This window comes from Agromyces cerinus subsp. cerinus, assembly GCF_900142065.1.
In the GTDB taxonomy this organism is placed as follows: Bacteria; Actinomycetota; Actinomycetes; order Actinomycetales; family Microbacteriaceae; genus Agromyces; species Agromyces cerinus.
On sequence record NZ_FSRJ01000002.1, the window covers coordinates 823,546 to 847,601 of the forward strand.

At 69.5% G+C, this 24,056-nt stretch carries 20 protein-coding genes; 11 read left to right on the forward strand and 9 right to left on the reverse strand.

What is annotated here, in order from left to right:
- Positions 1-36: 36 nt before the first annotated feature.
- Genes BUR99_RS09885 through BUR99_RS09900 form a run of 4 tightly spaced genes read right to left on the reverse strand, consistent with a single transcriptional unit; the run spans position 37 to position 3,842 of the window.
- Positions 37-804, reverse strand: coding sequence for an ABC transporter ATP-binding protein (locus tag BUR99_RS09885; protein ID WP_074260141.1), 768 nt, complete (start codon positions 802-804; stop codon positions 37-39).
- Complete coding sequence (locus BUR99_RS09890; protein ID WP_074260142.1) at positions 791-1,705, reverse strand: ABC transporter ATP-binding protein; 915 nt, start codon at positions 1,703-1,705, stop codon at positions 791-793. Before BUR99_RS09890 ends, BUR99_RS09885 begins: the two co-directional genes overlap by 14 nt.
- Positions 1,695-2,675, reverse strand: coding sequence for a branched-chain amino acid ABC transporter permease (locus BUR99_RS09895; protein WP_074260340.1), 981 nt, complete (start codon positions 2,673-2,675; stop codon positions 1,695-1,697). The genes BUR99_RS09890 and BUR99_RS09895 overlap by 11 nt, the downstream gene beginning before the upstream one ends.
- Before the next feature lie 15 nt (positions 2,676-2,690).
- The gene (locus BUR99_RS09900) at positions 2,691-3,842 is read right to left on the reverse strand and encodes a branched-chain amino acid ABC transporter permease (RefSeq protein WP_394327834.1); all 1,152 of its coding nucleotides are present in this window, start codon (positions 3,840-3,842) and stop codon (positions 2,691-2,693) included.
- Between the two features lie 401 nt (positions 3,843-4,243).
- On the opposite strand from BUR99_RS09900, the gene guaB reads away from it, so the two are divergent.
- Positions 4,244-5,746: an IMP dehydrogenase gene (gene guaB / locus BUR99_RS09905; protein ID WP_074260144.1), complete on the forward strand. Its 1,503-nt coding sequence runs from the start codon at positions 4,244-4,246 to the stop codon at positions 5,744-5,746.
- On the opposite strand, the gene BUR99_RS09910 is transcribed toward guaB, so the two are convergent.
- Both BUR99_RS09910 and BUR99_RS09915 read right to left on the reverse strand, forming a co-directional pair.
- Entirely contained in the window at positions 5,743-6,225 is a 483-nt protein-coding gene (locus BUR99_RS09910) for a GNAT family N-acetyltransferase (RefSeq protein ID WP_074260145.1), read from the reverse strand. The two genes, guaB and BUR99_RS09910, sit on opposite strands and share 4 nt — an antisense overlap.
- Before the next feature lie 52 nt (positions 6,226-6,277).
- Positions 6,278-7,429: a MalY/PatB family protein gene (locus BUR99_RS09915; RefSeq protein WP_074260146.1), complete on the reverse strand. Its 1,152-nt coding sequence runs from the start codon at positions 7,427-7,429 to the stop codon at positions 6,278-6,280.
- Between the two features lie 127 nt (positions 7,430-7,556).
- On the opposite strand from BUR99_RS09915, the gene BUR99_RS09920 reads away from it, so the two are divergent.
- The 8 genes from BUR99_RS09920 to BUR99_RS09955 all read left to right on the forward strand — a co-directional run bounded on the left by BUR99_RS09920 (position 7,557) and on the right by BUR99_RS09955 (position 17,093).
- Positions 7,557-9,257 carry an ABC-F family ATP-binding cassette domain-containing protein gene (locus tag BUR99_RS09920; RefSeq protein WP_074260147.1) on the forward strand — a complete coding sequence of 567 codons (1,701 nt, stop codon included), beginning with the start codon at positions 7,557-7,559 and terminating at the stop codon, positions 9,255-9,257.
- A gap of 99 nt (positions 9,258-9,356) precedes the next feature.
- Positions 9,357-9,845: a DUF6463 family protein gene (locus tag BUR99_RS09925; RefSeq protein WP_143231568.1), complete on the forward strand. Its 489-nt coding sequence runs from the start codon at positions 9,357-9,359 to the stop codon at positions 9,843-9,845.
- Between the two features lie 145 nt (positions 9,846-9,990).
- Positions 9,991-11,115, forward strand: a complete 1,125-nt coding sequence (locus BUR99_RS09930; protein ID WP_074260149.1) for a GuaB3 family IMP dehydrogenase-related protein — start codon at positions 9,991-9,993, stop codon at positions 11,113-11,115.
- A gap of 149 nt (positions 11,116-11,264) precedes the next feature.
- Entirely contained in the window at positions 11,265-13,010 is a 1,746-nt protein-coding gene (locus BUR99_RS09935) for a glycerol-3-phosphate dehydrogenase/oxidase (protein WP_074260150.1), read from the forward strand.
- Positions 13,011-13,120: 110 nt separating this feature from the next.
- Complete coding sequence (locus tag BUR99_RS09940; protein WP_159440981.1) at positions 13,121-13,921, forward strand: SURF1 family protein; 801 nt, start codon at positions 13,121-13,123, stop codon at positions 13,919-13,921.
- Between the two features lie 34 nt (positions 13,922-13,955).
- On the forward strand, positions 13,956-14,462 hold the full coding sequence (locus tag BUR99_RS09945; protein WP_074260152.1) for a DUF3817 domain-containing protein: 507 nt from the start codon (positions 13,956-13,958) through the stop codon (positions 14,460-14,462).
- A complete protein-coding gene (guaA, locus tag BUR99_RS09950; RefSeq protein ID WP_074260153.1) occupies positions 14,459-16,042 on the forward strand; it encodes a glutamine-hydrolyzing GMP synthase in 1,584 nt (527 codons plus the stop codon). The genes BUR99_RS09945 and guaA overlap by 4 nt, the downstream gene beginning before the upstream one ends.
- Before the next feature lie 106 nt (positions 16,043-16,148).
- Positions 16,149-17,093 (forward strand): L-lactate dehydrogenase, encoded by a 945-nt coding sequence (locus BUR99_RS09955; protein ID WP_074260154.1) that lies wholly within the window; start codon positions 16,149-16,151, stop codon positions 17,091-17,093.
- Positions 17,094-17,180: 87 nt separating this feature from the next.
- Here the strand turns inward: BUR99_RS09955 and BUR99_RS09960 are convergent, their stop codons facing one another.
- The gene (locus tag BUR99_RS09960; protein WP_074260155.1) at positions 17,181-17,996 is read right to left on the reverse strand and encodes a Bax inhibitor-1/YccA family protein; all 816 of its coding nucleotides are present in this window, start codon (positions 17,994-17,996) and stop codon (positions 17,181-17,183) included.
- A 154-nt stretch (positions 17,997-18,150) separates the two neighbouring features.
- Here BUR99_RS09960 and BUR99_RS09965 point away from each other — a divergent pair, with 154 nt between their 5' ends.
- On the forward strand, positions 18,151-19,200 hold the full coding sequence (locus BUR99_RS09965; protein WP_074260156.1) for a glycerophosphodiester phosphodiesterase family protein: 1,050 nt from the start codon (positions 18,151-18,153) through the stop codon (positions 19,198-19,200).
- Between the two features lie 19 nt (positions 19,201-19,219).
- Here BUR99_RS09965 and BUR99_RS09970 read toward each other — a convergent pair whose 3' ends face one another.
- Together BUR99_RS09970 and BUR99_RS09975 are read right to left on the reverse strand one after the other, a co-directional pair.
- Positions 19,220-20,044 (reverse strand): carbohydrate deacetylase, encoded by an 825-nt coding sequence (locus BUR99_RS09970; RefSeq protein WP_074260157.1) that lies wholly within the window; start codon positions 20,042-20,044, stop codon positions 19,220-19,222.
- Positions 20,041-21,432, reverse strand: coding sequence for an MFS transporter (locus BUR99_RS09975; RefSeq protein ID WP_074260158.1), 1,392 nt, complete (start codon positions 21,430-21,432; stop codon positions 20,041-20,043). Before BUR99_RS09975 ends, BUR99_RS09970 begins: the two co-directional genes overlap by 4 nt.
- 153 nt (positions 21,433-21,585) lie before the next feature.
- Between BUR99_RS09975 and BUR99_RS09980 the strand changes: the two genes are divergently transcribed.
- Complete coding sequence (locus BUR99_RS09980; protein ID WP_074260159.1) at positions 21,586-24,054, forward strand: ATP-dependent helicase; 2,469 nt, start codon at positions 21,586-21,588, stop codon at positions 24,052-24,054.
- Positions 24,055-24,056 lie beyond the last annotated feature (2 nt).

Consider the following 24,056-nt stretch of genomic DNA (forward strand, 5'->3'; position numbering starts at 1 on the left):
ATGCCGCAGCATCCGCCCCTCTGTCGTGCCTGGTGGTCAGTCCTGCCCGAGCGTGCCCAGGTAGAGACCGATGACCTTCGGATCGTTCAGCAGGTCGCGACCGGTGCCCGTGTAGGCGTCGCGGCCCTGGTCGAGCACGTAGCCGCGGTCGCAGATCTGCAGGCAGCGGCGGGCGTTCTGCTCGACCATGATGGTCGTGACGCCGGCGCGGTTGATCTCCTTCACTCGCAGGAACGCCTCGTCCTGACGCACGGGCGAGAGGCCCGCGCTCGGCTCGTCGAGGAGCAGCACGTGCGGGCCCATCATGAGCGCCCGCGACATGGCGACCATCTGCCGCTCACCGCCCGACAGCGAGCCGGCGCGCTGGCCGAGACGCTTGCCGAGCTCGGGGAAGATCTCGGTGACGAACTCCAGTCGATCCTTCAGCCCCTTGGGCTTCTGGAACATACCCATCTCGAGGTTCTCCTGGATGGTGAGCGACGGGAACACGTTGTTCGTCTGCGGCACGAAGCCCACGCCCTTGGCGACGAGCTTGTTCGCCTTCAGGTTCGTGATCTCCTCGCCGTTCAGCCGGATCTGGCCTTCGCGCACCTTCACCAGTCCGAAGATGGACTTGAGCAGGGTCGACTTGCCGGCGCCGTTCGGGCCGATGATGCCGATGAGCTCACCCTGCCGTGCCACCAGGGAGCACGCGTTCAGGATGTTCACTCCGGGCAGGTAGCCCGCGGTGACGTTGTCGACCGCGACGACCTCGTCGCCGAGGGGCTCGACCACCGCACTCGCGGCGGATTCACTGTTCGTCATCGATGAGCTCCTTGATCGCCTCGACGTGTTCGGTGTCGGTGACACCCAGATCGCTGTCGTGGTGCGCGCCGAGGTAGGCGTCGATCACAGCGGGGTTCTCCATGACCGTGTAGGGATCGCCCTCCGCGACGATGCGACCCTCGGCCATGACGACCACCCAGTCGGCGATGTGGCGCACCATGTGCATGTCGTGCTCGACGAACAGCACGGTCATGCCCTGCGACTTCAGGTCGAGGATGTGGTCGAGCAGCGACTGCGTCAGTGCCGGGTTCACACCCGCCATCGGCTCGTCGAGCATCACGAGCGTGGGATCGCTCATGAGGGCCCGTGCCATCTCGAGCAGCTTGCGCTGCCCGCCCGAGAGGCTCGCCGCGTAGTCGGTCTGCTTGGCATCGAGCTTGAAGCGCGTGAGCAGCTCGACGGCCTTCGACTCGATCTCCTCCTCCTGCTTGCGCCAGAGGAAGGGGAACATCGCGCGGAAGAGGTTCTCGCCGCTCTGGTCCTTCGCGCCGAGTTTCATGTTGTCGAGCACGCTGAGCAGGCCCAGCGCCTTCGTCAGCTGGAAGGTGCGGATGAGACCCATGCGGGCGACCCGGTAGGCGGGCACGTGCGCCAGCGAGCGCCCGTCGAACTCCCACTTGCCGGTGTCGGGCTTGTCGAAGCCCGTCAGCAGGTTGAAGAACGTGGTCTTGCCGGCGCCGTTCGGGCCGATGAGGGCCGTGATCGCGCCGCGGGGGATCTCGACGTGGTCGACGTCGACCGCTTTCAGGCCGCCGAACGTGCGGGTGACCCCGTCGGCGATGAGGATCGGGTCGACCTTGCGGCATCCCGGTTCTGCCTCGCCGATGTGGAGGCCGGTGGTCTTCACCGGCTTGGACGTGGGAGTGACTTCACTTGACAAAGGCCAGCTCCTTCTTGTTTCCGAAGATGCCCTGAGGCCTGAAGATCACGATCAGCATGATCGCGACGCCGACGAGGATGAACCGGAGCTGTCCGGCCTGCACCTGCGTCATGAACGGGAGCCAGCCCGCCTCGACCGCTCGGGAGATGAAGCCCGAGAAGAAGGAGAGCAGCACCCAGAAGATCATCGAGCCGACGATGGGTCCGAGGATCGTGGCGGCCCCGCCGAGCAGCAGGATCGCATAGACGAAGAAGGTGAGCGAGGTCTGGTAGTTCGCCGGAACGACCGCTCGAGGCAGGATGAAGATCATGCCGGCGAGGGTGCCGTAGACACCACCGAGGATGAGGCTCTGCATCTTGTACGAGTAGACGTTCTTGCCGAGCGCGCGAACCGCGTCCTCGTCCTCACGGATGCCCTTGATGACGCGGCCCCACGGGCTGCGCATGATGAGCCAGGTGAGCAGTGCGAGGAGCACCACCACGGTCCACCCGAGGATCCGCAGCCACCAGTCGTACTCGTTGTACTGGAACGGGCCGAATCCGTAGGTGCCCTTCGGGATGGGGTTCAAGGCGGCGAAGCTGCCCTTGTATCCGTTGAGGCCCTGCGCCGAGCCCGTGATGGCCTCGAACGTGTTCGTCGTGAAGATGAGCCGCAGGATCTCGGCCGCCGCGATCGTGACGATCGCGAGGTAGTCGGCACGGAGCCGCAGCGTGGGGATACCGAGGATCAGGGCGAACACGACGGACGCGCCGATGCCGACGAGAATCGCCGCCCACACCGGGAGCCCGAACGAGAGCACCGAGATCGCGTAGCCGTAGGCGCCGAGGGCCATGAAGCCCGCCTGCCCGAAGTTCAGCAGGCCCGTGTATCCGAAGTGGATCGCGAGGCCGAGAGCGGCCAGCGCGTACGCCGCGGTCGTGGGGCTGATGAGCTCCTGCGCCGCGTTGGAGAAGATCTGAATCCAGTCGATCATGGTCGGTCCTCCTTAGCCGATTCTCTCGCGGCGACCGAGGATGCCCTGCGGTCGGAACAACAGCACGAGGATCAGCACGACGAGCGCGCCCACGTACTTCAGGTCGCTCGGCAGCCACAGCGTCGAGATCTCGATGAAGAGACCGACGATGAGGGAGCCGACGAGGGCGCCGAACGCGGTGCCGAGACCGCCGAGCGTGACCGCGGCGAAGATCAGCAGCAGGATCTGGAAGCCCATGTCCCAGCTGACGCCGGGACGGAAGTAGGCCCAGAGGATGCCGCTGAGGCCGGCCAGCGCCGCACCGAGCACCCAGACGATGCGGATGACGCGGTCGACGTCGATGCCGCTCGCGGAGGCGAGGCTCGCGTTGTCGGAGACGGCGCGGGTGGCCTTGCCGATGCGGGTCCGCAGCAGGAAGAACGCCACGCCGAGGAGCACCACGACCGAGACGACCATGCTGCCGACGTCGATCCAGGAGAGCTGGACGCCGCCGAACGACAGTTCCTTCGGTGCGGTGGCACCCGGCAGCTGCCGGGTCGCTCCGCCGTAGAAGAACTGGTACGTGTAGCGGATCGCGAGCGAGAGGCCGATGCTCACGATCATGAGCGGGATGAGCGCGACACCGCGTTTGCGGAGCGGTTTCCAGATGACCGCATCGAGCGTCCAGCCGAGCCCGGCGCTGAGCACGATGGCGGCCGCGATGGCCAGCCAGATCGGCCAGGCGAGGTCGACGCCGAGCGTCAGCACCATGAGGGCGCCGAACGTCACCATCTCGGCGTGGGCGAAGTTCGAGAGCCCCGTCGTGCCGAAGATGAGCGAGAGGCCGATGGCCGCGAGCGCGAGCAGCAGGCCGAAGTTCAGGCCGTTGATCACTCGTTCGAGCAGCTGCGCGCCGAAGTTCGTGGTCGTGCGTTCGCCCTCGCCGAGGAAGAAGTTCACGGCCTTCAGCTTCGTGAGGCCGAACTCCGCGGTCACGGTGGCCTCGCCCTTCGCGACGACGACGCCCTTGGGGAGCGTGTCCTCGTCGAGTGTGACTTTGTATTCGCCCTTCTCGGGCACGCCGATGCGCCATTTGCCGTCGACGTCGGTCTCGGCGTCGGCTTCGAAGCCGCCGCCTTCGACCGTGATCTTGACGCCTTCGAGCGGCTCGCGATCGAATTGCACGTTCCCCGTGAAGAAGTACTCGAATTCTTCGGAAGCCTGGGCCGTACTCCCATCCTCCGCCATCGCAGGGGACGCTGCGATGCCGGACAGAGTGAGTGCGGACACGAGGATTCCGAGGAGAACGAGCCACCTCCCTGGAGACCGATGGGCGAGCGTTCGTGTGGGTTTCACTGCACCTCCAAGGGCACCCCTCGGGCTGGTGGCCTTCGGGGTTCGGTCCTTACCTGTCGACAACGTCGTCGACAGTACGTGCCGATTATGTCTCATGTGTTTCGCTCATGAGGCAAACGGCGTTCGATTGTTATCCGGGAATGCCCGGGATGCAAACTCGCTTAACATTGATACTGCGGGCCCGACCACCGGCGCGCGGTATTCGGGCAGAACTCGACACAAGGAGCGACATGGACCAGGCCGACCCGTTCGGACTCACAGGACTCACCTACGATGACGTCCTTCTGCTGCCTGGCCATACCGATGTGATCCCGAGCGAGGCCGACACGACCTCGCGGCTCACCCGCCGCATCAACGTCGCGACGCCGCTGCTCTCCGCCGCGATGGACACCGTGACCGAGGCCCGCATGGCCGTGGCGATGGCCCGCCAGGGCGGCATCGGCATCCTGCACCGCAACCTCTCGATCGCCGACCAGGCCGACATGGTCGACCGCGTCAAGCGCAGCGAGTCGGGCATGGTCTCCAATCCGGTGACCACGACGCCCGAGGCATCCGTCGCCGACGTCGACGCGCTCTGCGCGACGTACCGGGTCAGCGGACTGCCCGTCGTCGACACCGACGGCAAGCTCGTCGGCATCATCTCGAACCGCGACATGCGCTTCGTCTCCGACTTCGAGAAGCCGACCACGACGGTGGCCGAGGTCATGACGAAGATGCCGCTCATCACGGGCCGCGTCGGCATGAACCCCGACGAGGCGCTCGCGATCTTCGCGAAGCACAAGGTCGAGAAGCTGCCGCTCATCGACGACGAGGGCCACCTCACCGGACTCATCACGGTCAAGGACTTCGACAAGTCGGAGCAGTACCCGAACGCGACGAAAGACAGCGAGGGCCGCCTCCGGGTCGGCGCCGCGATGGGCTTCTTCGGCGACGCATGGGAGCGCGCAGAGGCGCTCCGCGACGCGGGCGTCGACGTGCTCGTCGTCGACACCGCGAACGGCGAGTCGGCCGGCGTGCTCGACATCATCCGCCGGCTGAAGACCGACCCGACGTTCGCCCACATCGACGTCATCGGCGGCAACGTCGCGACGCGCGAGGGCGCGCAGGCGCTCGTCGACGCCGGCGCCGACGCCGTCAAGGTCGGCGTGGGCCCGGGCTCGATCTGCACCACGCGCGTCGTCGCGGGTGTGGGCGTGCCGCAGATCACGGCCGTCTACGAGGCCTCCAAGGCCACGAAGCCCGCCGGTGTGCCGCTCATCGCCGACGGCGGCCTGCAGTACTCGGGTGACATCGCGAAGGCGCTCGTCGCCGGCGCCGACACCGTGATGCTCGGCTCCCTGCTCGCCGGCACCGCCGAGAGCCCCGGCGAACTCGTCTTCCAGAACGGCAAGCAGTTCAAGGCGTACCGCGGCATGGGCTCGCTCGGCGCACTGCAGACCCGCGGCCAGAAGACCTCGTACTCGAAGGACCGCTACTTCCAGGCGGATGTCCCGTCGGACGACAAGCTGATCCCCGAGGGCATCGAGGGCCAGGTGCCCTACCGCGGCCCGCTGTCGGCCGTCGCGTACCAGCTCATCGGCGGCCTCCGCCAGTCGATGTTCTACGTGGGCGCGCGCACGATCGCCGAGCTGAAGTCCAAGGGCCGATTCGTGCGCATCACGCCGGCGGGGCTCAAGGAATCGCACCCGCACGACGTGCAGATCGTCGTGGAGGCGCCGAACTACACCCGCTAGAGCTCCCGGATGTAGCAGAGCATGCGGTAGTCGGTGCCCGGCTCGATGTTCACGAACCCTTGGCGTTCGTAGAACCGCCGGGCATCGACGTCGTCCTCGTCGACGTTGATGTGCATCTCGCCACCGCCGCGGCGGCGCACCTCGGCGATCGCGTGCTCGAGCAACGCCGTGCCGATGCCGGCGCCGCGCAGGCCGGGGCCCACGTAGAGCTCGTCGAGCACGGCGAGCGGGCCGTCGCAGTACACGGTCGGACGCAGTGTCACCACCGCGTAGCCCTGCGGTTCGGGCGGCGCGCCCGCGAACAGCACGAATGCCGAGGCGTCGGCGATGAGCGCGCGGAACCGCGGGGTCAGCACCTCCCGGCTCGGCGTGGGCGAGTCGAACTCGACCGCGAACTCGACCTGCAGGCGAGCGGCCGTCGGTGCGTCGTCGGGCACGGCGAACCGGATCCCGGTCGACGTGTTCGGTTCGGTCGTCATGGCTCCTCGAGTCCCTTCGCTCGGATGCTCGGCCGGGGCTCGCGCCCGGCGCTCAGCGGGCGTCGGCGAGCCTCGTGACGGCTTCGGCGAGCACCTCGGGCGAGCACGCGAAGTTCAGTCGCACGTGTCCGCGACCGACGCCGGCACCGAACATGGGCCCGATGCCGAGGGCGACCTTCGCGTGCTCGAGCGCGTACGCGGCGGGGTCGTCGCCCCAACCCAGCGCCGAGAGGTCGAGCCAGGCGAGGTAGGTCGCGTCGGGCATGCGGTAGCGCACGCCCGGCAGCTCGTCGGCGAGCAGCTCGGCGAGCAGGCGCCGGTTGTCGTCGAGGCTCGCGAGCACGCCGTCGAGCCACGGGCCGCCGTGCCGGAACGCCGCGACGGACGCGATCGACCCGAACTGGCTCATGCGCCACTCGACCTCGTAGGGGAGTGCGGTGCGGGCGCGGTCGCCGCGATCGCTCGCGGTCACGATGAGGGCCGCCTTCAGCCCGGCGATGTTGAACGCCTTCGTCGCCGCGGTGACGGTGACGCCGTGCTCGCGTGCCGCGTCGGAGACGGTCAGGAACGGGGTGTAGTCGACGCCGGGCTGCACGAGCGGGCCGTGCACCTCGTCGGAGACGATCGTGACGTCGTGCCGGGCGGCGATGTCCGCGAGGGCGGCCAGCTGCGAGGCATCCGGAACCAGGCCGATCGGATTGTGCGGGTTGCAGAGCACCATCGCCCGGGCGCCGGCGGCGAACGCCGCATCGATGCCGTCGAGGTCGAGCGACCAGCCCTCGTCGATGCCGCCGAGCATCGGCACCTCGACGACCCGGCCCGAGGCCTCGGTCACGAGGTCGAAGAACGGCGGGTAGATCGGCGGGGTGATGATGACACCGTCGCCCGGTTCGGTGACCTGTCGCAGCATCTCGACGATGCCCATGCTGACATCGGCGGTGCAGGTCACGCGCGTCGGGTCGATCGTCCAGCCGAGACGGGTCGCGGCGAAGCCCTCGAATGCCTCGGCGACCTGGCGACTGCCCGACGAGTAGCCCGTGTCCGAGCGGTCGACGGCGGCGTGCAGCGCCGCCTTGATGGGGTCGGCGAGCGGGTAGTCCATCTCGGCGACGGGCAGCGGCAGCACGTCGGCGGGGTAATGGCGCCACTTCTCGCTGGTTCGCGTGCGGAGGACGTCGAGAGGCTCTGCTGCGGTGCGTTGCATGGCTCCAGCTTGCCGCAGAACGGCTGCGGGTGGCAGAGGCAATCGATGCGCGCTAGTCTGGTCGGCTGCCCATCGGGCGGTGCGGAACCGGGCGAGGTGGCCCGGCCGCGGACCGAACGGATCTCCCATGGGTTTCATCGACGTCAACGGCGTCTCCTTCTCGCTCGCCGACGGCCGGCCGCTGCTGGCCGACCTCGCATTCCGCGTGACGGATGGCGCGACCACCGCCCTCATCGGCGCGAACGGCGCGGGCAAGTCGACGCTGCTGCGCATCATCCGCGGCCAGCTGCGACCCGACGAGGGCAGCGTGCAGGTCGACGGCGGGCTCGGCGTGATGGACCAGTTCGTCGGCACCGGCGCGACGATCGAGGGCACGGATGCCACGGTGCAGGGGCTCCTCGTCTCCGTCGCGCCGACCCGCATCCGTCAGGCGGCGATCGAGCTCGATGCATCCGAGGCCGCCCTCATCGAACACGACGACACCGCGGCGCAGATGCGGTACGCCACCGCGCTCGCCGAGTACGCGGAGGCGGGCGGCTACGACCAGGAGGTCGTGTGGGACCACTGCACGATCGCGGCGCTCGGCATCCCGTTCGAGCGCGCGAAGTGGCGTGAGCTCTCCACGCTCTCGGGCGGCGAGCAGAAGCGGCTCGCCCTCGAGGCGCTCTTCCGCGGACCCGAGCAGGTGCTGCTGCTCGACGAGCCCGACAACTCGCTCGATGTGCCGGGCAAGCGGTGGCTCGAGTCGCAGCTGCGGGCCACGCCGAAGACGGTGCTGCTCGTCTCGCACGACCGCGAGCTGCTCGCCCGCGCCGCCGATCGCATCGTCACGCTCGAGGTCGGCGCGGCCGGCAATACGGCGTGGGTGCACGGCGGCAGCTTCGAGGGATACCACCAGGCGCGCGACGAGCGCTTCGAACGACTCGACGAGCTGCGCCGCCGATGGGACGAGCAGCACGTCGCGTTGAAGACGCTCGTGGCCAACCTGAAGGTCAAGGCGACCTACAACGACGGCATGGCCTCGCGCTATCAGGCCGCGATGACTCGCCTGCGCAAGTTCGAGGAGGCCGGGCCGCCCGAGGAGCGCCCGCCCGCGCAGGCCGTGTCGATGCGCCTGCGCGGATCGCGCACGGGCAAGCGCGCCGTCGTCGGCGAAGGGCTGGAGCTCACGGGGCTCATGAAGCCCTTCGACCTCGAGGTCTGGTACGGAGACCGCGTGGCGGTGCTCGGCTCGAACGGTTCGGGCAAGTCGCACTTCCTGCGCCTGCTCGCGGGCGGTGGCACCGAACCCGATCGCACCCTCGGCCACATCACGACGGTGGGCGAGTCGCTCGCCCGGGTGCCGCACACCGGTCGTGCCGTGCTCGGCGCACGGGTCGTGCCCGGCTGGTTCGCGCAGAACCACGAGCACCCCGAGTACCGCGGCCGCACCCTCCTCGACATCCTGCATCGCGGCGACGCCAACCGCGACGGCATGGCGCGCGAGGCCGCGAGCTCGGCGCTCGACCGCTACGGACTCGCGGCGGCGGCGCAGCAGACCTTCGACTCGCTCTCGGGCGGGCAGCAGGCGAGACTGCAGATCCTGCTGCTCGAACTCTCGGGCGCGACGCTGCTGCTGCTCGACGAACCGACCGACAACCTCGACCTCGTCTCGGCCGAGGCGCTCGAAGAGGGCCTGTCGCGCTTCGACGGCACCGTGCTCGCGGTCACCCACGACCGCTGGTTCACGCGCGGCTTCGACCGGTTCCTCGTCTTCGGCAGCGACGGCGAGGTCTACGAGTCGGATGCCCCGGTGTGGGACGAGTCCCGCGTGGTACGCGCCCGCTAGCTTCGCGCCTGGAGTCGTGGAGCGAGTCGTGGACGCGCGGAGTCGGGTCACCCGATGGGGTGAGGCGCGGAGGGGGTGCCGACACCCAGACTGATCGGCATGACGAGACAGAGAAGCAACAGGCGAACGGCGATTGCCGGACCGGTGCTCATCATCGTGTGGGTGCTGCACACTGCAGTCGGAGTGCTTGCATCTGCTCCAGCGCTGGGCGAGGCATTGGCCGGCGGCTGGTACGGAGCGATGACGAGCGACCTCGAGGTGGCGCTCTGGTTCTTGATGACCGGATTCTTCGGATTGGTCGCCGGCCTGGCGATGACCGCCCTCGAGCACGCCGGGCGGCTGCCATGGTCGGTCAGCATCGCGCTGCTGATGATCGCGCTGATCGGGGTGAGTGCGGCGCCGGTGTCCGGCTTCCTGCTCGTGCTCGTGGCTGCGGTCATCGCTGTCGTGCAGTCGGCACGCCAGAGCCGTCGGCGTGCATCGGCTGACCTGGGCAGGGGCGAACGTCCGTTCGAAGCAGTGGACCCGTCGGAGTCGGAGGGCGCCGGGCTCGAGCACTCATCACGATCGGCACAGGGCAGGGCATGAGTTCGGTCCAGTCCGTCGTCGGCTCCGAGGGCGTCGGCTCGACCACCCGCGTCGACGATCGCAACGGTCATGGCAGTGAGTGCGAGTTCCGGTGGACGCCCTGCTCCTCTCAACCGGCGCGGTATCGGCCGGGTAGGGTTGAGTGGTGACCCAGGAGATCGAGATCGGCCGCTCCAAGCGGGGCCAGCGCGTCTATGCATTCGATGACATCGCGATCGTGCCCAGCCGGCGCACCCGCGACCCCGAAGACGTCTCGGTCGGGTGGACGATCGACGCGTACCAGTTCGACATCCCGTTCCTCGCGGCACCCATGGACTCCGTCGTCTCGCCGCAGACGGCGATCATGATGGGCCAGCTCGGCGGTCTGGGCGTGCTCGACCTCGAGGGCCTGTGGACCCGCTACGAGGACCCCGAGCCCGTGCTCGCCGAGATCCGCAACCTCGCGCCCGAGCACGCCACGGCCCGCATGCAGCAGCTCTACTCCGAGCCGATCAAGCCCGAGCTCGTCACGGAGCGCCTCGCCGAGATCCGCGCGGCGGGGGTCACCGTCGCCGGCGCGCTCTCGCCCCAGCGCACGCAGGAGCTCTACGAGACCGTCGTCGCCGCGGGCGTCGACCTGTTCGTGATCCGCGGCACCACGGTGTCGGCCGAGCACGTCTCGAAGAACCAGGAGCCGCTGAACCTCAAGAAGTTCATCTACGAGCTCGATGTGCCCGTGATCGTCGGCGGTGCCGCGACCTACACCGCGGCCCTCCACCTCATGCGCACCGGCGCGGCCGGCGTGCTCGTCGGCTTCGGCGGGGGAGCGGCGTCGACGACGCGTGCGACCCTCGGCATCCACGCCCCCATGGCCACAGCGGTCGCCGACGTCGCCGGCGCACGCCGCGACTACCTCGACGAGTCGGGCGGCCGCTACGTGCACGTCATCGCCGACGGCGGAGTCGGCAAGTCGGGCGACATCGTGAAGGCGATCGCGTGCGGCGCCGACGCCGTCATGCTCGGCGCGGCACTCGCACGGGCGACGGATGCCCCGGGCGGCGGCTACCACTGGGGCGCAGAGGCGCACCACCCGAAGCTGCCGCGCGGCCAGCGCGTGCACGTCGGACAGGTCGCTCCGCTCGAAGAGGTGCTCTACGGCCCCGCGCCGTCGGCCGACGGCGTCACGAACCTCATCGGCGCCTTGAAGCGCTCGATGGCGACCACCGGATACTCCGACCTCAAGGAGTTCCAGCGCGTGGACGTCGTCGTCGCGCCGTATCAGTCGTCGTAGCTTCTGCGGGTTGAGCCTGTCGAAACCCGGCATCCGGATTTCGACGAGCTCAATCAACAGATCTCCTCGCTCATTCCGCAGGCGGTTCGGGTAGCGTGGGAACCGGATCGCGCGGCCTCGCCGTGAGGCCGCGGGGATGGGGTGGCACGATGGCGACTCAGAAGTCGGCGGGGCTCAAGCCGGTGACGCGTTCGACCAAGCTCGGACCAGAGGAACGGAAGGCCGCGATCGCGCGGCTGAAAGAGAAAGAGCTCGACATCCTCGTGGTCGGCGGCGGCATCGTCGGCACCGGATCCGCGCTCGACGCGGTCACCCGAGGCCTCTCGACGGGGCTCCTCGAAGCCCGTGACTGGGCGTCGGGCACCTCGAGTCGTTCATCGAAACTCGTGCACGGCGGCATCCGGTACCTCGAACAGCTCGACTTCAGACTCGTGCGCGAGGCGCTCATCGAGCGCGGCCTGCTGCTGCAGCGCATCGCCCCGCACCTCGTGAAGCCCGTGCGCTTCCTCTACCCGCTGAAGACCCGCATCATCGAACGGTGCTACGTGGGCGCCGGCATGTTGCTCTACGACGTCTTCAGCTACACCGGCGGGCGGCCCCCGGGCGTGCCGCACCACCGCCACCTGTCGAAGCGGCAGGTCATGCGGGCCATCCCGTCGCTCTCGAAGGACGCGCTCGTCGGCGGTCTCACCTACTACGACGCCCAGGTCGACGATGCGCGGTACGTGGCCTCGCTCGCCCGCACCGCGTCGTTCTACGGAGCCCATGTCGCGAGCCGGGTCAAGGTCGAGGGCTTCGTCAAGGTCGGCGAACGCGTCGTGGGCGTGAAGGCGCACGACCTCGAGACCGACGAGCACTTCGAGATCCGGGCGAAGCAGGTCGTGAACGCCACCGGCGTCTGGACCGACGACACCCAGCGCATGGTCGGCGAACGCGGCACGTTCAAGGTGCGCGCATCGAAGGGCGTGCACCTCGTCGTGCCCCGCGACCGCATCCAGTCGGCGATGGGCATGATCTTCCGCACCGAGAAGAGCGTGCTGTTCGTGATCCCGTGGGGCCGCCACTGGCTGATCGGCACGACCGACACCGACTGGAACCTCGACAAGGCGCACCCGGCGGCGACCGCCGCCGACATCGACTACCTGCTTGAGCACGTCAACGCGGTGCTCGGCATCCCGCTCACCCGGGAGGACGTCGAGGGCGTGTACGCCGGTCTCCGGCCCCTGCTCGCCGGGGAGAGCGACCAGACCTCGAAGCTCTCGCGCGAGCACCTCGTCGCACACACCGTGCCCGGACTCGTGGTGATCGCGGGCGGCAAGTGGACGACGTACCGGGTCATGGCGAAGGACGCGATCGACGCGGCGGCCGACGCCCTCGACGGCAAGGTGCCGAAGTCGACGACGCAGGACATCCCGCTGCTCGGAGCCGAGGGCTACCAGGCGGCGTGGAACAAGCGCGGCAAGATCGCGCGGGCGTTCGGCGTGCACGAGGTGCGCATCGAGCACCTGCTGAACCGGTACGGCACGATGACCGACGAGCTGCTCGACCTGATCCGCGAGGATCCGTCGCTCGGCGAGCCGCTGCCGGGGGCCGACGACTACCTCGGCGCGGAGGTCGTCTACGCGGCCTCGCACGAGGGAGCCCTGCACCTCGACGACGTGCTCGCCCGTCGAACGCGCATCTCGATCGAGGCGTGGGACCGCGGCGTCTCCGCCGCCCCGGTCGCCGCGAAGCTCATGGGCAAGGTGCTCGGCTGGAACACGGCGCGCCAGACCCTCGAGGTCGAGCGCTACCTCGAGCGGGTCGCCGCCGAACGGGCCTCGCAGGAACAGCCCGACGACGAGTCGGCCGACCGCGTGCGGCTCGAGGCACCCGACATCGTGAAGGTGGACTGAGCGCTCCCGCGGTGGATCGAGCATCCGGAGCGGACGCCTAAACTGGAGGGCATGCACGTCTCCCGCGCAACCACGCCCAACGCGGGAGCCGACGACTGATGCTCAAGATGATGCTGCGCCCCCGGTGGGTGCTCGCACTGCTCCTCGCGCTCGGCATCGCCGCGGCGTTCGCGCTGCTCGGTCAATGGCAGCTCGAGCGCGCCGTCGAATCGTCGGTCGTCGTCGAACGCCCGACCGAAGAGGTGCGGCCGTTCGCGGGCATCGCCGAGCCCGACGGGCCGACGACGCAGGCGGCGACCGCCCAACTCGTCGAGGTCACCGGCACCGTCGTGCCCGGCGACACCGTCATCGTCGAAGGCCGGCTGAACGAGGGCGTCGCCGGATTCTGGCCCGTCGTGCACCTCGAGGTGACGGATGGCACTCCCGCGGGCCTTCCCGTCGCACTCGGCTGGGCTGCCGACGAAGAGACCGCGCGTGAGGCCGCCAATGCGTTCGAGCGGTCGATCGACCCGAGCGAACCCATCACCCTCGTCGGCCGCTTCCTGCCGAGCGAGGCGCCGATCGCCCCCGACCAGGAGGCCGACCCGTTCTCGATGCAGACCGTCGCCGTGGCGCAGCTCATCAACATCTGGGCCGACTACGACGACCGGCCCGTCTACTTCGGCTACGTCACCGCCGCCGATGCGCCCGCGGGCCTCGATGCGATCGCCTCGCCGCCGCCCGAGCAGGAGCAGCAGCTCGACTGGCTCAACGTCTTCTACGCGCTCGAATGGGCGGTCTTCGCCGGGTTCGCGATCTACCTCTGGTACCGACTCGTGCGCGACGCCGTCGAACGCGAACGCGAGGAGCAGGACGAGGCCGCGGCATCCGTCGCATCGACGACCGCCGCCGGGCCGCCTGCCGGTGACTGACGATCGCGCGCTCGACGCCGCGTAGACTGGTCTCATGCCCCTCGAGCCGAAATCCGCCGATCTGCCGCGCATTCGCGGGGCGCTGAAGTTCTACCAGGTCGCTTCGGTGATCACCGGTGTCATGCTCCTGCTGCTGTGCGCCGAGATGATCATGAAGTACGTCTTCCACCTCGAGCTCTACGCATTCGGCGACCAGGGCGTGCTCGCTTTCACCCCCGTGATCGAGACGGCGGCCGGCCTCGAGTCGACCGGCACGGGCGTGAACCTCTCGACCGGCATCCTCATCGCGCACGGCTGGTTCTACGTCGTCTACCTCTTCAGCGACTTCCGGCTCTGGAGCCTCATGCGCTGGCCGTTCAGCCGCTTCATCGTCATCGCGCTCGGCGGCATCGTGCCGTTCCTCTCGTTCTTCCTCGAGGCGCGCATCGGTCGTGAGGTGCGCGAGTACCTCGACCGCCGCGAAGCCGCAGAGGCCGCAGCGGCCGAACCCGTCGCCTCAGACCCCACCGACACTTCCGACACCCTGGAGGCCCAGCAGTGACCGATCAGCCCACCGAGCAGCGGCCGGTACTCGTCGTCGATTTCGGCGCCCAGTACGCCCAGCTCATCGCCCGGCGCGTGCGCGAGGCATCCGTCTACTCCGAGATCGTGCCGCACACGATCACCGCGGCCGAGGTCGCGGCGAAGAACCCGATCGGCATCGTGCTCTCGGGCGGGCCGTCGTCGGTCTACGAAGAAGGCGCCCCGGCGCTCGACGAGGGCATCCTGAAGCTCGGCGTGCCGACGCTCGGCATCTGCTACGGCTTCCAGGTGATGGCCACGCAGCTCGGCGGCGAGGTCGCGCAGACCGGCCTCCGCGAGTACGGCGCGACCGCCGCGACCGTGACGGATGTCTCCGGCAACGCGCTGCTCGAGGGCCAGCCCGCCGACCAGACCGTATGGATGAGCCACGGCGACTCGGTGTCGCGCGCCCCCGAGGGCTTCGAGGTGCTCGCCTCGACCGCCTCGACGCCCGTGGCCGCGTTCGCCAACGACGAGAAGAAGTTCTACGGCGTGCAGTGGCACCCCGAGGTCAAGCACTCGGAGTTCGGCCAGCGCATCATCGAGAACTTCCTGCACCGCGCCGCCGGCATCCCCGCCGACTGGAACTCGGGCAACGTCATCGCCGAGCAGGTCGCGCGCATCCGCGAGCAGGTCGGCACCGCTCGCGTGATCTCGGCGCTGTCCGGCGGGGTCGACTCCGCCGTCTCGACCGCGCTCGTGCAGGAGGCCGTCGGCGACCAGCTCACCGCGGTGTTCGTCGACCACGGGCTGCTCCGCAAGGGCGAGCGCGAGCAGGTGCAGCAGGACTACGTCGCCGCGACGGGCGTGCGGCTCATCACGATCGACGCCGAGGACACCTTCCTCGAGGCGCTCGAGGGCGTCAGCGACCCCGAGCAGAAGCGCAAGATCATCGGGCGCGAGTTCATCCGCGCGTTCGAGCAGGCCGAGCGCGACCTCATCGCCGAGGCCGCCGCCGCGGGCGAGCCGATCAAGTTCCTCGTGCAGGGCACGCTCTACCCCGACGTCGTCGAGTCGGGCGGCGGCACGGGCACGGCGAACATCAAGAGCCACCACAACGTCGGCGGCCTGCCCGAAGACCTGCAGTTCGAGCTCGTCGAGCCGCTGCGCACCCTCTTCAAGGACGAGGTGCGCGCGATCGGCCGCGAGCTCGGGCTGCCCGAGGCGATCGTCGGGCGCCAGCCGTTCCCCGGCCCAGGGCTCGGCATCCGCATCGTCGGCGAGGTCACCCGCGAACGGCTCGACCTGCTCCGCGAGGCCGACGCGATCGCCCGTGAAGAGCTCAGCGCCGCGGGCCTCGACCAGGAGATCTGGCAGTGCCCCGTCGTGCTGCTCGCCGACGTGCGCTCGGTGGGCGTGCAGGGCGACGGCCGCACCTACGGCCACCCCATCGTGCTGCGCCCCGTCTCGTCGGAGGACGCGATGACGGCCGACTGGACGCGCCTGCCGTACGACGTGCTCGCGAAGATCTCGAACCGCATCACGAACGAGGTTCCCGAGGTGAACCGGGTCGTGCTCGACGTCACGTCGAAGCCGCCGGGAACCATCGAGTGGGAGTGAGGCCGGTCGGGGAGCCGCGCAGGCTCCCACTCGACCGCTGACGAAGGCCGGCACCCATCGGGTGCCGGCCTTCTCGCATCCTCACGGGTGCTGACAGACTGGACGCATGGGCGTCGTCGAGAACTCGAAGTTGACCGTCATCGGAGCCGGAAGCGTGGGCACGAGCCTCGCGTATTCGGCGCTGATCCGTGGGAGCGCGAGCGAGGTCGCGCTGTACGACATCGCTCGCGAGAAGGTCGAGGCCGAGGTGCTCGACCTCGCGCACGGCACGCAGTTCACGGGGTCGTCGGTGAGCGGCGGGGCCGACCTCGGTGTCGTCGAGGGCTCGCACGTCATCGTCGTCACCGCCGGGGCGAAGCAGCAGCCAGGCCAGTCGAGACTCGACCTCGCGGGCACCAACGTGCGCATCCTCGAGAGCCTCCTGCCCGCCCTCCTCGAGCGAGCTCCCGACGCGGTCATCGTGCTCGTCACGAATCCCGTCGACGTGCTCACGGTCGCAGCGCAGCGCATCACGGGGCTGCCGCCGCACCGCATCTTCGGCTCGGGCACGGTGCTCGACACCTCGCGCCTGCGCTGGCTGCTGGCCCGGCGCGCCGGCGTCACCACGTCGAGCGTGCACGCCGACATCGTGGGGGAGCACGGCGACACCGAGTTCCCGCTGTGGTCGAACGCACGCATCGGGCCGGTGCCGATCCTCGAATGGCGCGGGGCCGAGCCGTTCTCCGCCGCCGAACTCGACGACATCGCACGCGAGGTGCGCGACTCGGCGTACACGGTCATCCGCGGCAAGGGCGCCACGAACTACGCCATCGGCCTGGCCGGGGCGCGCATCGTCGAGGCCGTGCTCCGCGACGAGCGGGCCGTGCTGCCGGTCTCGACGGTGCTCCGCGGCATCCGGGGCCTCGACGGCGTCGCGCTGTCGCTGCCCAGCGTGGTGGGTGGAGACGGCGCGGTGCCGGTCGCCGAGACGCCGTTCTCGACGGAGGAGGACTTGCTGCTCCGAGCCTCGGCCGACACGATCCGCGCTTCGGTCGCGACGCTCGGCATCTGAGCCGCCCGGCGCGCTGAACAGCCGCGCCCGCCGGAAACCACGAACGGCCGCCCGAAGGCGGCCGTTCGACGGTGCGAGGTGTCGACGTCAGTCGCGCGCGATCGCGAGCATCCGCAGGATCTCGAGGTACAGCCAGATGACCGTGACCATGATGCCGAAGACGCCCGACCACTCGTACTTCTTCGGGGCGCGGTTGCGCACGCCCTGCTGGATGAAGTCGAAGTCGAGCACGAGCGAGTACGCCGCCATGATGACGACGAGCACGCCGAGGATGAGTCCGAACGGGATGCCGGTGCCGAGGAAGTCGGCTCCGCGCAGACCCCACGGGTTGCTGTCAGCCCCGCCGAAGATCATGATGCCGAAGTTCACGAGCGAGAACACCGCGTAGCCGACCATCGCGATGAGGAAGACCTTCGTCGCCTTCTTCGAGGCGCGGATCTTTCCGGAGGCGAAGAGTGCGAGCGTCACGCCAACCACGACGAGGGTCGCGATGACCGCCTGGGCGACGATGCCGCCGCCGTAGACCATCTCGTACCACGCGGAGATGCCGCCGACGAAGATGCCCTGCACACCCGCATACGCGAGCACCAGCGCGGGGGACGGCTCCTTCTTGAAGATGTTGACGAGCGCGAGCACGAAGCCCACGATGCCGGCGCCGATCCAGAGGAACGGCATCGACTCGGTCGTGACCCAGCCGAGCGCGGCGCCCACGAGGAGCAGGCCGAAGGAGACGACCGACTTCTGGATGGTCGTCTCGACCGACATGGTCTCGCCGGCGGGCGGCGTCGCGGGCTGGTTGTACATCTCCTGCAGCTGCTGGGCCGAGATGTCTTGCGCTGCGGCCACGCCCCCCTGCGCGGAGAACGCGGAGTTCCGCGAGAATGCGGGGTTGTCGAGAGCCATGGGTTTCCTCTGCTTTCGGCTGTGATCGGGGGTCGGGCGGCCGCCGCACGCGGCATCCGCTTGACTACCAACCTACCCGAGTTGTCCGTGACAACGCCCTGAGTTCTCGCGACATTCCCCGCTCGGCATGCCCGGCCCTGACTACGCTTGGCGCATGCAGCACCACGAAGCTCCGCGCCCGCTCGTGATCGGGCACCGCGGTGCGCCCGGCTACCGTCCGGAGCACACGCGCTCGGCCTACGAACTCGCGTTCGCGCTCGGCGCCGACGCGGTCGAGCCCGACATCGTCGCCACCCGTGACGGCGTGCTCGTGCTGCGTCACGAGAACGAGATCTCGGGCACGACCGACGTCGCGGACCGCCCCGAGTTCGCGGGGCGCCGCACGACGCGCGAGATCGACGGCAGCCCCCTCACCGGATGGTTCACCGAGGACTTCACCTGGGCCGAGCTCGCGACGCTGCGGGCGCGCGAACGGCTCGGCGCCCTGCGTCACGCGAGTGCGAGCTTCGACGACCGCTTCCCGATCATCCGGCTCCGCGACCTGTTCGAGATCATCGACGTCGCCGCCGACGAGCAGCGACGCCTCCTGCGCATGGTCGCCGAGTTCAAGCACGCCGCGCACTTCGACGCGATCGGCCTGCCGCTCGACGAGCTGTTCCAGGCCGAGCTCGATGCCGCCGGCTGGGGCCGCGGCGACGAACGGCTCATCATGGAGGCGTTCGAGCCGACGCTGCTCGATCGGCTCGGGGCGCGCGGCATCCGGGGCAAGCGGGTGTTCCTGATCGAGGGCTCCGGCGCGCCATGGGACCTCGTGCTCGAGCAGGGCTCCGGTGCTCCGAAGTACGACTCCTTCGTGACCGAGGCTGGGCTGCTCCGCCTCGCCGGCCGGTTCGACGGCGTGAGCGTCGGCAAGGCGCGGCTCGTCGGCGGCGCGAAGGCGAAGCGAGCGGATGCCGCGGGCGCGCCGCTCTCGGGCGCCGAGCTCGTCGATGCGGCGCACGCGGCCGACCTCGAGATCTACACGTGGACCCTCCGCCCCGAGAACAGCTTCCTCGCGAGCCGGTTCCGGCGCGGCACCGCGCGGGCGGCCTTCGGCGACTGGGCGGGCGAGTTCGGCGAGATCATCGGCATGGGCGTCGACGGCGTGTTCCTCGACCATCCCGACCTCGGCGTCGAAGCGCGCCGGGCGGTGGCGGCGGCCTGACGCGACGAGTCCGAGCGCGTCACCAGCCATCGACGAGTTCGATGCCCTCCGCGTCGATCGCGGCCCGGAACCGGTCGTCGCGGAGGAGAGCGAGTTCCCAGGTGCGCACGATTCCGTCGGGTCCGGCGACGGCGTGCTCCGGCGCCGGATGCATGAAGATCTCGCTCGTGCCTTCGGGGAGCGCCCCGAGGATGCGCAGGTAGCCGTCGCGGAGCCCCTCGTAGCCCCCGAGCTGTGCGGCCGGCATGCGGTTCGTCGCGATCGCGGCGGGAATCGGAACGCCGAGCGCGTCTGCGGCGGCGACCCCCGACGCGTGCAGCGCCGCAGCCGCTGCCGGGAGCGCCCCGCCGAGGTAGAGCGCCGGGTCGCGGGGGAGTCGGAACCCCAGACCGTGGCGTGACGCGAGTTCGAGCGCCTCGGCGATGAACGGGCGCCCGGTGAGCCCGTAGAGGGTGCCGGCGTGCGAGTCGAGGGCGAGGGGCCGGATGCCCCAGCCCAGCAGCCGCTGCAACTGCGCCTCGAGTTCGGCGGCGACGTCGGCGGCATCCGCTCGCGCCCCCACCTCGGCAGGATCGAAGGGAAGCGTCCCCTCGTCCGAGACCAGCGACGCCGCGGTTCGCACCGGCCGCCAGGCGGCGAGTCCGCGTTCGCTCGAGAGTGTCGCGTGCAGGCGCGGTGCGACGCCGGCGCGGGCGACGGCGCTCGCCGCAACGTCTGCGCCGGGCGCGACGACGATGACCGTCGACGCCGTGATGGCGCCCTCGGCGGCCAGGCGCGCGATCTCGACCGAGGTGCCCTGCTCGCGGCCGAGGTCGTCGGCCGTGAGCACCAGGCGCCGGGTCACTGCGCCGTCTCGTCGTCGGCCGCGGTGCCGCGCACAGCGGCGAGCGTCATCTCGCCGTCTGCCTCGGCTTCGGAGAGGCCCTCGGGAACGCGGATGAACCGGGCGAGCACCGCGCCGACCGTGCAGAGCAGGAACGGGTAGACGCAGAGGTAGATGCGGAACGCGACATCCGGTTGGCCGCCGGGGTCGTCTCCGGAGTTGTAGCCGAAGAAGCTGCCGAGCGAGGCGAGTGCGAGACCGGTGATGATGCCGTTCAGCCGCCCGAAGAAGCCGAAGGCCGAGAGGAAGAGTCCTTCGCGGTGCTGGCCGTGCCGCCGGGCGTCGTCGTCGAGCACCCGCGCCACGATCAGGTCGTTCGTGGCGAGCATGCCCGAGTAGCCGATGCCGACGAGGAGCCCGGCGAGCAGCGCGGTGACGAGGTCGGCGGCGAAGAACAGCGGGACGAAGCTGAGCGCGAGGATCACGAAGGCGAGCCGCCAGGTGAATGCCGCGCCCTTCCGCCGGATCACCCGCGTCCAGACGACCAGACCGGCTGCCGAGCAGATGATGACGGTCGCCTGGAGGAAGAGCGCGTTCGCGACGGGCAGGCCGAGGGAGTACCGCACGTAGAGCTGCAGGCCCGCGAGCACGAGCGCCATGGCGCTCGCATAGCAGGCGCCGGCGACGCCGATCGACCAGAACTTCGGGTTGCGGATGATCGTGAGGAGCGTCGGGAAGAACCGCGGACGCGCACCCTCGGCGTAGCGCGGGTTCTCCTTCGCGCTGAAGGCCATGAACAGGATGACCGCGGTGGCGATCGCGCCGTAGATGGTCGCCGTCGTCGTGAAGCCGACCGTGGTGTCCTCGGTGCCGAACACCGACGTCGTGAGCAGCGGGGTCACCGCGAGCGAGACGACCAGTGCGACGAGCTGGAAGCCCTGCCGCAGCGAGTTCGCGACCGCGCGCCGGCGCTCACGCGGGAAGAGCTCGGGAAGCAGTGCGCCGTAGTTGGCGTTCAGCATCGAGTCGAACGCCTCGCAGAGGATCGCGAAGATCGCGAACCAGAGCACGAGGCCGAGCCCCTCGAGCGATTCGGGCGCCGAGAAGAAGGCGATCATGCTCGCGGCGAGCAGCGGTGCGCCGATGACGAGCCACGGCCGGCGCCGGCCCCAGCGGGTGCGGGTGCGGTCGGAGAGGAAGCCGAGCACCGGATTGTCGACGGCGTCGATGACGGCGTAGACGATCATGACGCCCGCGTACACCCGCACGTCGAGCCCGAGGATGTCGACGTAGTACAGGATCATCGACCCCTTGATCATGTTGATCGGGATCGAGGTGCCGAACATGCCGATGGCGTAACGCCAGGGCGCGGTGGCTGGGGCAGGGGTCGTCACGGAGCGTTCGGTCATCGTCGTCCTTCGCTGGGGGTGCGGAAATGTTACGACATTCTGCGTTCGTCGTCGCGCGTCGCGCGTCGCTCGGGATCGGTGCTCGGGTGCGGTCGCGGCGTCCGTCCGTCGCCCGAGCTGCGTGTCGGATGTCGCGCCTAGACTTGAAGGGACATGACGCTGATCCTCGACCCCGACGACCCGGCCGGCTGGCGCGAGGCGCCCCCCGCCATCGATGCGGGCACCACCGGCTCCCGACTGACCGACGGCCTGAACCCCGAGCAGCGCGAGGCGGTCGAGTACCGCGGCCCCGCGCTCCTCATCGTCGCCGGTGCGGGGTCGGGCAAGACGCGCGTGCTCACGCACCGCATCGCGAGCCTCATCGAGAGCCGCGAGGCGTGGCCGAGCCAGATCCTCGCGATCACCTTCACCAACAAGGCCGCCGCCGAGATGCGCGAGCGCGTCCAGGCGCTCCTCGGCGAGAGCGCGTCGGGCATGTGGATCTCGACGTTCCACTCGGCGTGCGTGCGCATCCTGCGCCGTGAGGCCGAGTCGATCGGGCTGTCGTCGACCTTCACGATCTACGACTCGGCCGACCAGCGCACGATCCTCAAGCGCATCATCAAAGAGCTCGACGCCGACACGATGGGCTTCACGCCCGCGAGCGCGCAGGCCAAGATCTCGAAGCTGAAGAACGAGCTCGCCGATGTCGAGACGCACGCGCGCAACGCCAACATGAACGACCCGCAAGAGGTCATGTTCCTCGAGATCTTCCGCCAGTACACGCGGCGGCTGCGGGCGGCGAGCGCGCTCGACTTCGACGACCTCATCGCCGAGACGGTCTACCTCTTCCGAGCCTTCCCGAAGGTCGCCGCGCTCTACCAGCGGCGCTTCCGGCACATCCTCGTCGACGAGTACCAAGACACGAACCACGCCCAGTACTCGCTCATCCACGAGCTGACCCGGCCGGTGCCGCGCGAGATCGTCGACGAGCTCGACGCGCACGGCATCCTCGTCCGCGGCATGACCGACGGCTCGGGGGCGATCCCGGGCGCGAGTCTCACGGTGGTCGGCGACTCCGACCAGTCGATCTACGCGTTCCGCGGAGCCGACATCCGCAACATCTCCGAGTTCGAGCGGGACTTCCCAGGAGCGAAGGTCGTGCTCCTCGAGCAGAACTACCGCTCGACGCAGAACATCCTCTCCGCGGCGAACGCGGTCATCTCGAACAACTTCGACCGTAAAGAGAAGAAACTCTGGACGGCCGACGGCGATGGCGACAAGATCGTCGGCTACACCGGGTACACGGCGCACGACGAGGCGCAGTTCATCGCCGACGAGATCGAGTCCCTGCACCGTGCCGGCGTCGCCTACCGCGACATCGCCGTCTTCTACCGCACCAACGCGCAGACCCGCGCGCTGGAGGAGATCTTCGTGCGCTCGGCGCTGCCGTACCGCGTCGTCGGCGGCACGAAGTTCTACGAGCGCGCCGAGATCAAGGACGCGATGGCCTACCTCATCGCGGTCGCGAACCCCGTCGACGAGCTCGCGCTCCGGCGCATCCTGAACACGCCGAAGCGCGGCATCGGCCCGGCGACCGAGACGGCGCTCGCCTCGTTCGCCGAGCAGAACGAGCTCAGCTTCCGGCAGGCGATGCGCGCGGCCGACGGGCTCGGGCTCGGACCGAAGGTGACCGGCGCGATCTCGGCGCTCGCGAACGTGCTCGACGAGGCCGCGGCGATGCTCGTGCCCTCGGCCGAGGGGCTCGAGGCCGGCACGAACGCCGGTGCGGCGAAGGTCTCCGACGTGCTGGTGTTCCTCGTGGAGCGGTCGGGCCTGCTCGACGCGCTGCGCAACAGCCGCGACCCGCAAGACGAGACCCGAGCAGAGAACGTCGAAGAGCTCGTCGCGCAGACCCGCGACTTCGATCGCGAGAACCCCGGCGCCACGCTCGTCGACTTCCTCACCCAGGTCTCGCTCGTGGCGGCGGCCGACGAGCTCGACGACGCATCCGGCACCGTCTCGCTGATGACGCTGCACACGGCCAAGGGGCTCGAGTACCACGCCGTCTTCCTCACCGGCATCGAAGAGGGCCTCCTGCCCCACCAGATGTCGGCCTCCGAACCGGGCGGCCCGGCCGAAGAACGACGACTCTTCTACGTGGGCATCACCCGTGCCCGCAAGCGTCTCTACCTCTCGCTCGCGATGAGCCGGGCGCAGTTCGGCGAGGTCGCGGTGGCGATGCCGTCGCGCTACCTGCAGGAGATCCCCGAGGGACTCATCGACTGGCGTCAGTCGCCGGGCATGGCGACCTCCCGCGGCGGCACCCAGCCGCGCGCCCTGAACGCGCGTCGCGGTGAACCTGGCGGTGCCTGGGGCACACGCGACCGCGACCTCGAGCGGTTCAGCGTCACCCGGTCCGACAAGCCGAAGACCGAGTGGGCCAACCGGGTCACCGGCACGGTGCGCGACAACGGCGACCTCACGCTGGCGCCCGGCGATCGCATCCGCCACACCGACTTCGGCGAGGGCAAGGTCACCCAGGTCACGGGCGAGGGCACGAAGCGCATCGCCCACGTCAGCTTCGACACCGCGGGCCAGAAGAAGCTCCTCATCAAGATCGCGCCCATCGAGAAGCTCTGACG

What these genes read in the sequence shown, in the direction of transcription:
- BUR99_RS09910 (WP_074260145.1), bottom strand. Translation starts at nt 6,225, where the DNA reads ATGACGACCGAACCGAACACGTCGACCGGGATCCGGTTCGCCGTGCCC.
- BUR99_RS09960 (WP_074260155.1), bottom strand. Translation starts at nt 17,996, where the DNA reads ATGGCTCTCGACAACCCCGCATTCTCGCGGAACTCCGCGTTCTCCGCG.
- BUR99_RS09935 (WP_074260150.1), top strand. Translation starts at nt 11,265, where the DNA reads ATGGCGACTCAGAAGTCGGCGGGGCTCAAGCCGGTGACGCGTTCGACC.
- BUR99_RS09980 (WP_074260159.1), top strand. Translation starts at nt 21,586, where the DNA reads ATGACGCTGATCCTCGACCCCGACGACCCGGCCGGCTGGCGCGAGGCG.
- guaB (WP_074260144.1), top strand. Translation starts at nt 4,244, where the DNA reads ATGGACCAGGCCGACCCGTTCGGACTCACAGGACTCACCTACGATGAC.
- BUR99_RS09955 (WP_074260154.1), top strand. Translation starts at nt 16,149, where the DNA reads ATGGGCGTCGTCGAGAACTCGAAGTTGACCGTCATCGGAGCCGGAAGC.
- BUR99_RS09925 (WP_143231568.1), top strand. Translation starts at nt 9,357, where the DNA reads ATGACGAGACAGAGAAGCAACAGGCGAACGGCGATTGCCGGACCGGTG.
- BUR99_RS09965 (WP_074260156.1), top strand. Translation starts at nt 18,151, where the DNA reads ATGCAGCACCACGAAGCTCCGCGCCCGCTCGTGATCGGGCACCGCGGT.
- BUR99_RS09915 (WP_074260146.1), bottom strand. Translation starts at nt 7,429, where the DNA reads ATGCAACGCACCGCAGCAGAGCCTCTCGACGTCCTCCGCACGCGAACC.
- BUR99_RS09920 (WP_074260147.1), top strand. Translation starts at nt 7,557, where the DNA reads ATGGGTTTCATCGACGTCAACGGCGTCTCCTTCTCGCTCGCCGACGGC.
- BUR99_RS09885 (WP_074260141.1), bottom strand. Translation starts at nt 804, where the DNA reads ATGACGAACAGTGAATCCGCCGCGAGTGCGGTGGTCGAGCCCCTCGGC.
- BUR99_RS09975 (WP_074260158.1), bottom strand. Translation starts at nt 21,432, where the DNA reads ATGACCGAACGCTCCGTGACGACCCCTGCCCCAGCCACCGCGCCCTGG.
- BUR99_RS09940 (WP_159440981.1), top strand. Translation starts at nt 13,121, where the DNA reads ATGCTGCGCCCCCGGTGGGTGCTCGCACTGCTCCTCGCGCTCGGCATC.
- BUR99_RS09945 (WP_074260152.1), top strand. Translation starts at nt 13,956, where the DNA reads ATGCCCCTCGAGCCGAAATCCGCCGATCTGCCGCGCATTCGCGGGGCG.